Source organism: Nonomuraea sp. NPDC049684, assembly GCF_044465345.1.
In the GTDB taxonomy this organism is placed as follows: Bacteria; Actinomycetota; Actinomycetes; order Streptosporangiales; family Streptosporangiaceae; genus Nonomuraea.
In genome coordinates this window covers 400,592-412,974 of record NZ_JBITLO010000005.1, presented here as the reverse complement: position 1 = coordinate 412,974, position 12,383 = coordinate 400,592, and the positions used below count along the sequence as shown (strand labels likewise).

Here is a 12,383-nt window from a genome sequence, read left to right as displayed (position 1 = left end):
GGGCAGACAGCCCTGGGCGGACGTGGGGGTCTCATGCCTGGCGTTCGTCCACGCCTACGGCGCCGACGCCGCTGCCCCAGCTTGCGCATTTGCCCTCGGACCTGCCCGAGGCGCCGGGCCCGAGCGTGACCCACGGGCCGACGACGTCCGGGCTCCAGCCGCAGGTGATCACGGCGCGATACACCCAGGTCTGGCCGGTCGGGTTGTGGCAGTCGGCGCGGCCGACGTAGCCGTCCTCCGGGGCCCGGCCGCTGTTGCACTGGAGGCTGCCGGCCGAGGCGGGGGCGGACGGGATGACAAGCCCGGAAAGGACAGCGGCGACACCGGCGGCGAGTGCCAGTTTCCTGTTCATGTCGTCTTCCTCTTCTGCTCGTTCTGCTTGTGCTGCTCGGGGTTTCGGCGCTGGTCTGCGCTCGAATGCCAGGAAAGCGACCGAGCGCCGGTGTCCAACAGCAGGGCGGACAGACTCGGCCGGAGTCGTCCACCCGCGAGCCGGGCTCGGACGTCCCTGAAATCCCCCCGGACACGTACGGTCATCGTTCGTACACTGTCGGACAGAAGGCGGCCGGTCGGGGAGAGGGGCGATGGGCGAGGACCAGGAAGGCGCGGAACCCGGCGTGGAGTCGGTGAGCTGTCACGAGGGTCTGGTGAGGCTCCTCGCCGAGCAGTTCGCGCGGGCGGACGTGTCGCTGCGGGAGCTCCAGGCGCGGGCGGACAGGGCGGGCGGGCCCCGGCTCCCTCGGGCGACCTGTGCGGACATGCTGGCCGGACGGCGGTTTCCGAAGAAGGCGGTGATGGTGACGTTCCTGCGGGCTTGCGGGGTGCCCGAGCATCGGGTGCCGGAGTGGGAACGGGCCTGGGAGCGCGTACGGATCAATCGCATGCCCCCGTCCGGTTTCCTGCTCGCCCGGACGGCGCTGTCTCCCGGCGTTCCGTCCTTCGAGGATTTCGGGGTTCCTGACCTCGCCTCCGTCCATCCGCATGACGGTCCCCTCGGGGGGCTGCCTCAGCCGGGTGCCGCGTCTTCTCCGGGTCTGAGCCAGCCTGACGCCGTGCCCGTTGACGGCCGCGCCGAGGCCGGCGGCGGTCTTCCCGTCGATGGCCCCCAGGTCAAGGACCGCCCAGTCGCAGGTCCCCCGGTCGCCGCACTTCCGGCCGACGGTCTCCCCACCGACGCACTTCCGGGCAGCGCACTTCCGGTTGGTGATCTCCCAAGCGGGGGGCTGCCCGGCGCAGGGCTGCCCGGCGGAGGGCTGCCCGGCGGAGGGCTGCCCGGCGGAGGGCTGATGGTTGAGGGCCTTCCGGGCGGGGGGCGGCCAAGCGAAGGGCTGATGGGTGGGAGTCGGTCGGGTGAGGGGCGGCCTGGCGAGGGGCCTTCAGCGGGTGGGGCTCCGGGAGGTGGTCTTTGGGTGAGTGGGATCCCCGTCGGTGGGGGTGCGGAAGATGGGGTTTCCGATGGTTTGTCCGGCGGGGGTGTTGCCTTCGGCGCTTCCCCGATGGGCGCTCCCTCCGGCGGCGCGCTTCCGGCCGACCGGCTTCCCGATGAGGGGAGTTCTGGTGGCGGGCCGCCTCTGGGCGAATTCGGCGCCGCCCTGCCCGTAAGCGGTGTTCCCGCCGCCAGCGGGCTCCCCGCCGGTGTCGCTTCCCTGGTCGATGGCCTTCCCGCCGACGCTTCCCCGGTCGGCGGCGGGCCAGGCGTACCGGCAAGTGGGGCAGCGACTCCGGCGGGTGGGGTGGTCGTCACGGCAGGCGGGGCGGCGTCTCCGGCAGGCGGGGTGGTAGCACCCGCGGGCGGGGTTGCGACACCGGCGAGTGGGGTGGTGGCCCCTGCGGGTGGGGTGGTGGCCCCTGCGAGTGGGGTGGGGGGCACTGCCGGACGGGTGGGGGCGTCGGGTGGGACGAGTTGGGGGCGGTGGAGGGGGGTTGGGATGGGGGTTTTGGTCGTCGTCGGGGCGGTCGGGGTTGGGGTGGTGGTCGGGTTGTGGGTGGCGCCGCGGCATGCACAGCCCTTCGCGCTCGGACGGCCGGTCTCGGACGACGGGCGCGCCTTCGGCCATGGAGGATCGAGCCGGTTCACGGTGACCGTGGACCCCGCCAACACCGGCGTACGGCTGATCCGCCGCCTGGACGCCGGCATCTCCATGCAGCAGGCCGCCATCACCGTGAACGGCGCCCCCGCCGGCGTGTGGCACCCCCTGCCCGTCGAGAACACCTACCGCTGGCGGGACCAGTCCGTGGACCTGCCGCTGGCTCTGACCGCGGGACGCCGTTCGCTGACCGTGGTCAACACCTTCGTCTCCTCCTCACTCGACTTCAACGAGTTCCTCTACGTCGTCAAGCAGCAGGTGAGGGGCGTGTGGTCGATCGCCGACACCGTGGACGTGGGGCCGTACCACACCACCAGCGAGGCCGCCCACGGCTACCGGCTCACCGGCCCGCAGACCTTCGCCGACACCCGCCACTTCGCCTACCCACCCCTGGACGAGACCGCGTAGCGCCGAGCGTCGAACCCGCGCAACGCCACAACGCCGCGCACACGAAAGCAAGGCCCCGCCCGCGAAAGACGATGCCGCGCACACGAGCGGCAACGCAGGGCATGCGAAAGCTCCGGACGCTTCCCCGCGTCCGGAGCTTTCGGGTGTGGGCAACCAACCCTCACCGGCCTACTGCCCGACGGTCCACATTCTATGCTTTTGTCCGTTTTGCGTAGAGTTGTGGCGTGACACGCTGGCACGGCCCCCGCGGCATCCTCGTCGAGATCATCACCCTCGGCGCGAGGCAGCGCATCAAGGTCACCCAGACCGTGAACGGCCGCCGCTACCTCCTCGGCTACTACGGCGCCATCGCCCAGATCGTCCGCCACGTGGACCTCGCCGACCTGGTCGAGGTGGTCGACCTCCACGCCTTCGCGTCCCGGAAGAGCAGCCGGAAGAGCAGAGCGTAGGGGCCGTACCTAAGAGCCGCACGTAGGAGCCGTACGACACCGAAGAGCCCGCAGGACCTACAGGTCCTTGCACCACATCCATTTGCCGTCGATCTGGCATTTGTACCAGCCGTCGTTCGCCGGGTTCCACGCATAGGCGGGGCTGCTCGCCACGCTGATCGTCAGCACGGTCGAGACGGAGAGCAGGGTCAGAGCCAGCGCCCGGCGCACACCACGGGCCGCGAACAGGTTTCTCATGACCATCATGGAACACGCCCGTGCTTGGAGCCCTCTTGGGGCTGACTGAAGCCCCGGGACAAGCGCCATCCAACCCGCACAACGAGAAACGCCCGGCCCCAAGTCACCTTGGCCGGGCGTCGAACCTGCTCATTACAAGAGCCCCCAAACGGAATCGAACCGTTGACCTTCTCCTTACCATGGAGACGCTCTGCCGACTGAGCTATAGGGGCCTGTCCGCTCGCTGCGGACAGGTGTAACCATACACGGCACTCAGCCATGATGCGAACTCGTACGGACCTCCACCGCGCCGCCGGATCCGCGGCGCGCGCCGAGATCGATCACCTCGCACAGATCGGCCAGGTCGACGTGCGCGGCCACCTCCGCCACCGAACGGCAGTCGGCCACCAGCCACCCGTTCCTGCGCACCCGCAGCACCTGCCGGCCCGCCCGCACCGCCGGCACGACCTCGACGCCGTCGAGGCCGACCCATCGCCTGTCCATAGCGGCACACCCTAGCCGCCGGGTCTCTCAATTTCCGTCCGCCACAGGCGTTACCGCCATGCCAAGTCGGCACCAAGAGGTGTCTAAGAGCGGCGTCGCACGCTGGTGCCAAACGGACAGAAGGAGCACCGAAATGGCACCCAACATGCTCGGCTTCCGCATCACGCACCGGGCCATGCGGGCGGACACCCGCCGGCTGGCCGAGGTGATGAGCGCGATCGCCGCCGGCGAGCAGCAGGCCGGCCAGGAGCGGCTGCGGGCGATCGCGACGTTCACCGCCAAGCTGTGCGCGGGCATCCACCACCATCACCAGGCCGAGGACAACGTGTTGTGGCCGGTCATCGTGCGCTCGGCGGGCGCCGAGGTGGACCTGAGCGACCTGACCGACGACCACGCGGCGCTCGACCCGCTGCTGGAGGAGATCACGGCGGCCGCCGCCCAGCTCGGCTCCGACGGGCAGGCGGCCCGGCGGATGGCCAAGTCCATGGCCGCGCTCGCCGACCTGCTGGACGAGCACATCGAGGAGGAGGAGCGGCTGATCTTCCCGGTCGTCGCCAAGTACGTCTCGGAGGCGGACTGGCAGAAGGTCGAGACCGAGGTCAGGAAAGGCGGGGACGCCAGCTTCGACCTGCCGCGGATCGCCCAGTACGCCCGGCCGGAGGAGCTGGCCGAGCTGCGGCGCCTGGCCGGGCCGGTGCTCGTCGTGCTGCTCGCGCTCATGGGACGCGGCCACCGGCGCCGCCAGGCCCTGATCTTCGGCACGCCGTGAGCCTCCCGGGACCGCTCAGCGGCGCGCCCGGCGGCGGCGGGCCGCCTGCGCCCAGTGGGGCGAGCCGACGCGCTCGGCGACCCTCAGAGCCTGCGCGTAGTGGCCGTCGGCCGGCAGCCCGAGCAGCTCGGCCAGGTCTCCGAGCACCAGCGCGACCGGCCCGAGCGTGATCGACCCGCTGCTCATCCCGGCCAGCTCGTCCGCCCACGGCAGCAGGACGCGGTAGGAGCGTGCGGCCACCTCGCGGTCCTCCAGGGCGACGGCGGTCTGGCCGCGCAGCGCCTGCCACATCAGCCAGTAGTAGTTGCGCGGCAACCACGACTCGGGCCGCCACACCCGCCGGGCCGCGTCGAGCTCGCCCGCGGCCGCCAGCGCCCCGGCGTAGATCTCGTGCACGGTGTCGCTGTTCACGCGTTCCCGGATGGCGGCCAGCTCGTCGAGGGAGTCGCGGACGTTCCCACGGGCCATCCGGACGGCGAACCTGCACAGAGCGCCCATGGCCCGCGCGTTGACGCCGCCGCGCTCGGCCATCTGCTCGGTGAGCCCGGTGTAGACGGCCTCCGCCTCGTCGAACTCGCCCTCGACCAGTTTCCGCAGCGCGCCGAACAGCGTCAGGATGGCCAGCGACATGCCGAGCTGGCCGCTGGTGGACACCGCCACGCCGCTGTCGGCGTGCCGCCTGGCCGCCTCCAGGTCGGTGCGTCCGAGTGCGGCCATGAGCAGCGCGCAGTGGCCCAGGGTGAGGTAGCCGACGAGCCGGTGGGTGCGGCCCAGCTCCAGCAGCTCGGCGCCGACGGCCTCCAGCTCGTCCCGCCGTTCGGGGCTGAGCACGGCGAAGTAGCGGGCGTTGAGCGCCAGGCAGAGCAGGTCGGGACGGCCGAGGCGGCGGGCCAGGGCCACGGCCTCGGCGCCGGCGGCGTCCACGCGGTCGTCGTCGTGCCCCTCCAGCTCGAACACGAGCGCGGCCAGCAGGCGGCAGCGCGTCTCGTCGTCGGGACCGGCGGCCAGCTCGCGCTCCACGGCCTCCATGAAGTCCCTGTTGTAGAGGGAGTCCACCTGGATCGTCCAGACCACGGGGGCCTCGTAGGAGGTCAGCGCGCGGGCGAGCGCGCCGCGTGGCGCGGCCAGCTCGACGGCACGCGTCCTGGCGGCCAGCGCGCCCAGCACGTCGCCCGCGTGGCCCAGCGCCGACACCAGTCCGCACAGCAGGTCGAGCCGGGTCGCGTCGTCGGTGGCGAACTCCAGCGCGGCGCGCCACAGCGCCGCCGCCTCGCGGTGCGCGTGCAGGCCGGACGCCTGGACGGCCGCCGCCCTGGCGTACCGCACGGCGTCCGGCGCGGCGGCCTCCAGCGCGTGGTGGGCCAGGGCGGCCACGTCGTTCGGCCGCAGCCGCTCCAGCACCGACACCACGCGCCCGTGCAGCCTGGTCCGGCGGATCCGCGCGGTGTCCTCGTACAGCGCCTGCCTGACCAGGACGTGCGTGAACCTGACGCGGCCCGGTCCCGGCTCGGCCAGCAGGCCCGTCATGACGCCGGCCTCCAGGCCGTCGAAGACGGTGTCCTCGTCGCCGTCGTGCAGCGCGATCAGGACGTCCACGTCGGCGTCCCTGCCGACGACGGCGGCGTTGCGCAGCACGGTCTGGGCGGTCGCGGGCAGGCGGGTGATGCGGCGGCGGATGAGGTCGCGCACGCCGGGCGGCAGCGCCTCGGCGGCCTGCGGCCCCTCGGAGGCCAGCAGGCGGGCGATCTCGCAGACGAACAGCGGGTTGCCGAGCGTGCGCTCCAGGACCGTGCGGACGGTGGCGGGGTCGAGGCCGGCGCGCTGGGAGTGGCGTTCGAGCAGCGTGGCGACGGCGGCCTCGTCGAGCCCGGCGAGCTCGACGTGCCTGCTGCCGGTGGCGAGCGCGGCCAGGGTGGCGGACAGGTCCTCGGTGGTCTCGGCCGGGCGGTAGGTGGCGACGACCAGGATCCGCGCGGCGGGGTCCAGGTGCCGCAGCAGGTGCAGGGTCTCGCCGTCGGCCCGGTGGACGTCTTCGAGCACCACGAGCAGCGGCGCGCAGCCCGCCAGGTAGCCGGCCACGGCCCTGGCGAGCTGGAACTGGTTCTGGATGGCGACGCCGTCGTTCAGGAGGGGGGCCAGGCGGGCCGCGTCGGCGGCGGCGGGCGGCCGTACGGCGGCGAGCTGCCGGACGATCTCGCTCCACGCCCAGGCGGGCGGCGCGTCACCGTCGATCTCAGGGCAGCGTCCGAACGCGACCCGCCACCCGCGCTCGGCCAGCTCGGCCGCGAACGCCTCGGCCAGCGCGCTCTTGCCCGCGCCCGGCTCGCCGCCCAGCCAGACCGTGCGACGAAGCGGCCGCACGGCCTCCTCCCGCAGCGCGGCCAGCTCGCGGGCCCTGCCCACGATCGAGGGCTCCTGCGCGGCCACGGGCCGTTCCTGGACGTGCTCGACGACCTCGGGCGCGTGCAGGGACTCGGATTGGCGAAGGATGTCCTGTTCGAGCGCGCGCAGGGCCGGGCCCGGATCGACGCCGAGCTCCTCGGCCAGGTTCTCGCGAGCGTGGCGCAGCACGGCCAGCGCCTCCGCCTGGCTGCCGGACCGGTACAGGGCCAGGGCCAGCAGGCGGACGGCGTTCTCGCGCAGCGGGTGGGCGTCGGCGTGGCCGCGCAGCTCCGGCACGGCCTCGGCGTGCCGGCCCATCAGCAGCGCGGCCTCGGCGCGGTACTCGACGGCGACGAGCCTGAGCTCGGCCATCCTGGCCGCCTCGGGCGCGGCCCACTCCTCGGTGAACTCGGCGTAGGCGGGGCCCGTCCACAGGCCGAGCGCCTGGTCGAGCAGGTCGTGGGCGACGGTGCCCGCGCCCCGCTTGAGTGCCGCGCCGGCCGCGTCGATGAGGCCGGGCAGCCGCCAGGCGTCCACGGCTTCGTCGGGCAGGCAGAGCCGGTAGCCGGGCGGGGCGCTGACGATCACTCCGGCGGGTGCGCGCGGCGGCCGGTCGGGTTCGAGGACGCGGCGCAGGTTCGAGACGTAGACCTGGAGCGCGGCCAGCGCCTTGGGCGGCGGCTGTCCCTGCCACAGGTCCTCGATGAACCGGTCGGTCGAGACGACCTGGCCGTCGGCGGCGACCAGGCGGGCGAGCACGGCGCGCTGCCGGGCGGAGCCGAGATCGAGCCGGCGGCCGTCCATGGTGGCGTGGAGCGGTCCAAGGAGGTGTAACTGGAGCATGGCACCCTTTTCAGTACCGGTAGCGCCCGCTTTCAGTACCGGTAGAAGCCCGCGAAGTCAGATCTTCGCCCGATATCGTCAATACGCACCGAAGCCCCCGTCTCAGGTGCGTTCATCATCTTCCCACGACCCAGATAGATGCCCACATGATGCGTCTTGATCTTATTTTTCGTGATTTTTCCGAAGAAGACTAAGTCGCCCGGCAAGGCCCGCTCGACGGGTCGCATCCTGCGTACGTGGTCGTCGGTGTTGCCGGGGCCGAGCACGTCCCTCCCGTTGGCCAGGGCGTACACCCATCGGGCCAGGCCGGAGCAGTCGAGGCCGCGGGTGCGCGCGGCCGGGCAGGGCTTGATCCGGCCGCTGTAGCCCAGGCAGGTGCCCTTCGTGGGGCCGGGCCGCTCGCCGTGGCCGCCGCCCCACGAGTCCGTGATGTCGTACCGCTCGATCTCGTACGCGATGCGCACGATCCTGGACGGCACGAACGTCGACAACGGCATCGACGCCGCGCCCGCCAGCAGGACGACCAGGACGGTCACCACCAGGACCAGCCGCCGCCGCGCCACCCGTTTCTCCCTTAAGCCGAGATCCCGGGTTTTATCCTACCTATCGCGATATTTCACCTCTTGAGGTCAAGTGTGACCGTTCCTACCTCGACGAGCATCCCGACCCGGCCCTTCGGCTTCGGCCTGGTGGTGAAGGTGAAGGCGGCCTTCTGGCCCCGCTCCAGCTTGCCGACCACACAGCGCACCGCCGTGCCGCTGAACTTGCAGCCGGGGGCCTTGACCACCTTCTGGCCGCCGTACGCGCGCCCGGAGACCACGAGGTCCTCGACGGGGTGCGGGCCGGTGTTCGAGATCGTGACCCGGTAGAGCTTCCTGCCCTTGACCAGGCCGGAGACCGACACCCGGGCGGGCGGGTTGGCCAGCGACCGCAGCTGGGACTCCGAGCCGTTGAAGGAGTTCTGGCCGCCGGCCAGCGAGCCCTTCTCCGCCGACTGCCAGAACGTGTGCCGCTTCCAGCTCTTCGGCAGCTCGCCGGGGTCGCTCCCCCAGCGGGCCAGCCAGAGCGGATTGGCCTTGAACGCGCCCGAGTTGCCGGTGCAGGTCTGCCACCAGCTCGTGGTGGTGTAGATGATCGCGTCCCGGCCGGTCTGCTGCCGGTACTTCCTGGTGAAGTCCTTGATCCAGGTGACCATGTCCTCGGCGGACAGGTCGTAACAGTTGTTCTTGCCGTTCTTGTCCTTGTACGGGTTGTCCTCGATATCGAGGACACCGGGCAGCGTTTGACCGTCGCTGGTCCAGTTTCCGCCGTTCTGAAGGAAATAGTCGGCTTGCGCTGTCCCGTCGGATTCATGCGGTTGCGCAAAGTGATACGCGCCGCGCACGAGCCCGGCCGTCGCGGCCCCGCCGAACTGCGCGTCGAACCGTGGGTTGCGGTAGTTCGTGCCCTCGGTGGCCTGCACGAACGCGAACTTGCCGCCGCCGGAGGCCACGCTCGCCCAGTCCACGTCGCCCGTCCAGTTGCTGACGTCGACACCGGGAACCCCGTCGGCCGCCTCCGCGACCCCTGTCATGCCGACAGCGGCAATTACCGCAATTAACCACAAGCGTTTCACGCCCGAGATCATCGCGGAGTCGCCACTTACGCCGCAAGCACGGAAATGTCACGTCTTTCCGTGAAAAAACGCGAAACCCCATGTCGAGGCCCGCAAATCCGCGTTCGGCGCCCACCTCTCCGAACGGCGTTTCCGCAGGTCAGAGCCGTATATGAACGTCACATTCGCGTTTGCCAAATCGACACCACTCGGCTCAGACTGAAGCGATCCCCGAAAGGGCCCCTGACCAGGGGCTTCTTCGCCATGCCCAGGAGGCACCACCCATGATCCACACCCGGGCCCTCACCCGAGTGTTCAAGATGAAGAAGGAGACCGTCGAAGCCGTGCGCGGCATCGACCTCGACGTCGAACCCGGCCGGCTCGTCGCCTTCCTCGGCCCCAACGGCGCAGGCAAGTCCACCACCCTCCGCCTGCTCACGACCCTGCTCCCGCCCACCTCCGGCACCGCCGTCGTCGCCGGCCACGACGTCACCCGCGACCCGGCCGGCGTGCGCTCCCGCATCGGCTACGTCGGCCAGAGGAACAGCGCGGGCGAGAGCTTCCGCGTCCGGGACGAGCTCGTCACGCAGGGCCGCTGCTACGGCCTGACCGTCTCCGACGCCGTCGCGCGGGCCGGCGAGCTGATGCGCCTGCTCGACCTGGAGGACCTGGCGGGCCGCAGGCCCGGCACGCTCTCCGGCGGCCAGCGCCGCCGACTGGACATCGCGCTCGGCCTGATCCACCGCCCCGACCTGCTCTTCCTCGACGAGCCCTCGACCGGCCTCGACCCGAAGAGCCGCGCCGACATCTGGCGGCACATCCTGCGCCTGCGCGAGGCGTACGGCACCACGATCTTCCTCACCACCCATTACCTGGAGGAGGCCGACAACATGGCCGAACGGGTGATGATCATCGACAACGGCTCGATCATCGCCGACGGCACGGCCGAGCAGCTCAAGAACGACCTGGCCGGCGACACCGTCACGGTCACCACCGGCACCGCACAGGACGCCGCCAGGGCCGCCGAGCTGACCGGCGGCCACGCCGAGGGCCTCACCGTGCGCGTGCGGGTGGCGAACGCGCCCGCCGCGCTCCCCGGCTGCCTGCGGGCGCTCGACGCGGCCGGGATCAAGGTGACCGCCGCCGAGACCGCGCGCCCCACCCTTGACGACGTGTTCCTCACCCTCACCGGGAGAAGCCTCACCGATGACGACCTTCCTGCGTGACACCGCCACCGTCTTCACCCGCGAGTTCCGGCCGGTCCTGCGCGAGCCGGTCGCGCTGCTGTTCGAGATGGGCCAGCCGCTGCTGTTCCTGTTCCTGTTCGGCGCGCTGCTGGACGGCGCGGTGGGCTCGTCGTGGCAGTGGTTCGTGCCGGGCATCCTGGTCATGATGTGCCTGACCGGGCCGATGTCGGCCGGTTACACGCTGCTGGTCGAGCTGATCGGCGGCTCGCTGGAACGCATGCTGGTCACGCCGCTGAACCGGACGGCGATGCTGGTCGGCCGGGCGATGAAGGCGATGGTGGTGCTGCTGGCCCAGGCCGTGCTGATCATCGTGCTGGCCGTCCCGCTGGGGTTCGAGCTGCATCCGGCGGGCGTGCTGGCGGGGCTGGCGCAGCTCACCGTGTTCGGGGTGGGGCTGGGGGCGCTCTCGTTCGTCCTGGCCATCCGGTCGGCGCCGAGCGGGACGCTGTTCTACGTCGTCAGCCAGTCGATCCTGTTCCCCCTGCTGCTGCTGTCGGGGGTGCTGCTGCCCCTGGACACCGCGCCCGGATGGCTGCGCGCCGTCGGCACGGCCAACCCGGTCACGTACATCGTCGAGGGCCAGCGCGCGCTGTTCTCCGGCGACCTGGCGAACCCCTCCGTCCTGTACGGCACCGCGTCGGCCTGCCTGGTCGCCGCGATCGGCCTGTACCTCGGCAACCGGGCCATGCGCAAGGGCGGGTGAAATGGAGGCATGACCCGTGTGATGGCCTCCAGCACCGTGCCGTGGATCCCCGTCGAGCACCGCCTCGACGTGATCCTCTCCTCCGACCTCCCGCCCGCCGACGGCACGACCTCGGCGTTCGCGTTCGTCACCGACAGCATCGGCAGGACCCTGCTCACCTGCGTCGACCGGCCCGGACGCGGCTGGGACGTGCCGGGCGGCCACCTGGAGGCCGGTGAGAACGCCACCGAGGCCGCGGTCCGGGAGCTCCAGGAGGAGACCGGCCTGCTCCTGGAGCCGCCGGCCCTGTCGGTGTTCGCCTGGCAGCGCGTCGAGCTGCTGCGCCCGGCTCCCGCCGGTTACCGCTACGCGCCGCTGACGTACATGGCGATGTTCCGGGCGCGGCTGGCGGCGCCCGGCGCCGCGACCGCGCCGCCGGCGGGGTCGGAGAGCACGGGCGCGGAGTGGCTGCCCCGGGCGCGGATCATGGAGCTGTGCGCCGACCGCACCTGGCTGCCGCTGCTGGAGCGCCTCTAGAGGGTGCGCGCGCGTTCGAGGTCGGCGCTGCGGTAATGCCGCTCCGGGATGCTCGCCAGGGTGGACGGGTGCACCTGGGGGCCCAGGCCGTACAGCTTCTGGAAGCTCATGATGAGCGGACGCCAGGCGTCGGGGTCGATGTGGTCGTCGGTGCCCTTCATCCGGATGTCCTCGTGCACCCAGACCCGCTGCACCCGCACCTCGAACGCGAGCACCCCGCCGTCGCCGACCGGATGCGTCTCCTCCACCACGACCTCCATGGCGACCGGGCACTCGGCCACCCGGGGCGCGGCCACCGTCTCCGACGGGACGGCGGTGAGCCCCGCGCGCTGGAACTTGTCCGGCACGAACCGGTAGCCGCGCCGGTGCTTGCGCTCGGGCACCGGGTCGCTGCCGGTGGTCAGCGCCAGCCGGTCCACCTGCGGGGCCAGGGCGTCGGACGGCAGGTTGAGCACGCCTTCACCGGTCCGCAGCAGGTTCTGGGACGTCTTCGACCCGGCCCCCAGGCCCAGCATGCCGCGCCAGCCCAGCCAGAAGGCCGACGACATGGGGGCGAGGTTGGGGGTGCCGTCCTCGTTCACGGTGGAGATCAGGACGACGGGGGTGCCGAAGTACAGGATGTTGGGTTCAATGCGGACGTGCTGCTCCACGACAGTGTTCATGCG

At 71.7% G+C, this 12,383-nt stretch carries 13 protein-coding genes and 1 tRNA gene; 6 read left to right on the top strand and 8 right to left on the bottom strand.

Features of this window, described 5'->3' with window-relative positions:
* Positions 1-31 precede the first annotated feature (31 nt).
* On the bottom strand, positions 32-352 hold the full coding sequence (locus ACIBST_RS19135; RefSeq protein WP_352355753.1) for a hypothetical protein: 321 nt from the start codon (positions 350-352) through the stop codon (positions 32-34).
* A 1,576-nt stretch (positions 353-1,928) separates the two neighbouring features.
* Here ACIBST_RS19135 and ACIBST_RS19130 point away from each other — a divergent pair.
* Together ACIBST_RS19130 and ACIBST_RS19125 are read left to right on the top strand one after the other, a co-directional pair.
* Complete coding sequence (locus ACIBST_RS19130) at positions 1,929-2,495, top strand: hypothetical protein (RefSeq protein WP_397173161.1); 567 nt, start codon at positions 1,929-1,931, stop codon at positions 2,493-2,495.
* 224 nt (positions 2,496-2,719) lie between these two features.
* The gene (locus ACIBST_RS19125; protein ID WP_397173160.1) at positions 2,720-2,944 is read left to right on the top strand and encodes a hypothetical protein; all 225 of its coding nucleotides are present in this window, start codon (positions 2,720-2,722) and stop codon (positions 2,942-2,944) included.
* Positions 2,945-3,001: 57 nt separating this feature from the next.
* On the opposite strand, the gene ACIBST_RS19120 is transcribed toward ACIBST_RS19125, so the two are convergent.
* From ACIBST_RS19120 to ACIBST_RS19110, 3 genes are all read right to left on the bottom strand, one after another.
* Positions 3,002-3,181, bottom strand: coding sequence for a hypothetical protein (locus tag ACIBST_RS19120; protein ID WP_397173158.1), 180 nt, complete (start codon positions 3,179-3,181; stop codon positions 3,002-3,004).
* A gap of 139 nt (positions 3,182-3,320) precedes the next feature.
* A tRNA-Thr gene (locus ACIBST_RS19115) sits at positions 3,321-3,393 on the bottom strand.
* A gap of 40 nt (positions 3,394-3,433) precedes the next feature.
* Complete coding sequence (locus ACIBST_RS19110) at positions 3,434-3,664, bottom strand: transposase (protein ID WP_397173156.1); 231 nt, start codon at positions 3,662-3,664, stop codon at positions 3,434-3,436.
* Positions 3,665-3,797: 133 nt separating this feature from the next.
* Between ACIBST_RS19110 and ACIBST_RS19105 the strand changes: the two genes are divergently transcribed.
* Entirely contained in the window at positions 3,798-4,433 is a 636-nt protein-coding gene (locus tag ACIBST_RS19105; protein WP_397173155.1) for a hemerythrin domain-containing protein, read from the top strand.
* A 15-nt stretch (positions 4,434-4,448) separates the two neighbouring features.
* Here ACIBST_RS19105 and ACIBST_RS19100 read toward each other — a convergent pair whose 3' ends face one another.
* Genes ACIBST_RS19100 through ACIBST_RS19090 form a run of 3 tightly spaced genes read right to left on the bottom strand, consistent with a single transcriptional unit; the run spans position 4,449 to position 9,285 of the window.
* Complete coding sequence (locus ACIBST_RS19100; RefSeq protein WP_397173153.1) at positions 4,449-7,658, bottom strand: BTAD domain-containing putative transcriptional regulator; 3,210 nt, start codon at positions 7,656-7,658, stop codon at positions 4,449-4,451.
* A 32-nt stretch (positions 7,659-7,690) separates the two neighbouring features.
* On the bottom strand, positions 7,691-8,221 hold the full coding sequence (locus tag ACIBST_RS19095) for a C40 family peptidase (protein ID WP_397173152.1): 531 nt from the start codon (positions 8,219-8,221) through the stop codon (positions 7,691-7,693).
* Between the two features lie 53 nt (positions 8,222-8,274).
* Entirely contained in the window at positions 8,275-9,285 is a 1,011-nt protein-coding gene (locus ACIBST_RS19090) for a lysozyme (RefSeq protein ID WP_397173150.1), read from the bottom strand.
* A 251-nt stretch (positions 9,286-9,536) separates the two neighbouring features.
* Between ACIBST_RS19090 and ACIBST_RS19085 the strand changes: the two genes are divergently transcribed.
* The 3 genes from ACIBST_RS19085 to ACIBST_RS19075 are packed head-to-tail and all read left to right on the top strand — an operon-like array spanning position 9,537 to position 11,718.
* Positions 9,537-10,478: an ATP-binding cassette domain-containing protein gene (locus tag ACIBST_RS19085; protein ID WP_397173148.1), complete on the top strand. Its 942-nt coding sequence runs from the start codon at positions 9,537-9,539 to the stop codon at positions 10,476-10,478.
* Positions 10,459-11,202 carry an ABC transporter permease gene (locus ACIBST_RS19080; protein WP_397173147.1) on the top strand — a complete coding sequence of 248 codons (744 nt, stop codon included), beginning with the start codon at positions 10,459-10,461 and terminating at the stop codon, positions 11,200-11,202. Before ACIBST_RS19085 ends, ACIBST_RS19080 begins: the two co-directional genes overlap by 20 nt.
* 9 nt (positions 11,203-11,211) lie before the next feature.
* On the top strand, positions 11,212-11,718 hold the full coding sequence (locus ACIBST_RS19075; protein WP_397173145.1) for an NUDIX hydrolase: 507 nt from the start codon (positions 11,212-11,214) through the stop codon (positions 11,716-11,718).
* Here ACIBST_RS19075 and ACIBST_RS19070 read toward each other — a convergent pair.
* On the bottom strand, positions 11,715-12,380 hold the full coding sequence (locus tag ACIBST_RS19070) for a flavin reductase family protein (RefSeq protein WP_397173143.1): 666 nt from the start codon (positions 12,378-12,380) through the stop codon (positions 11,715-11,717). The genes ACIBST_RS19075 and ACIBST_RS19070 overlap by 4 nt on opposite strands.
* Between the last annotated feature and the right edge of the window lie 3 nt (positions 12,381-12,383).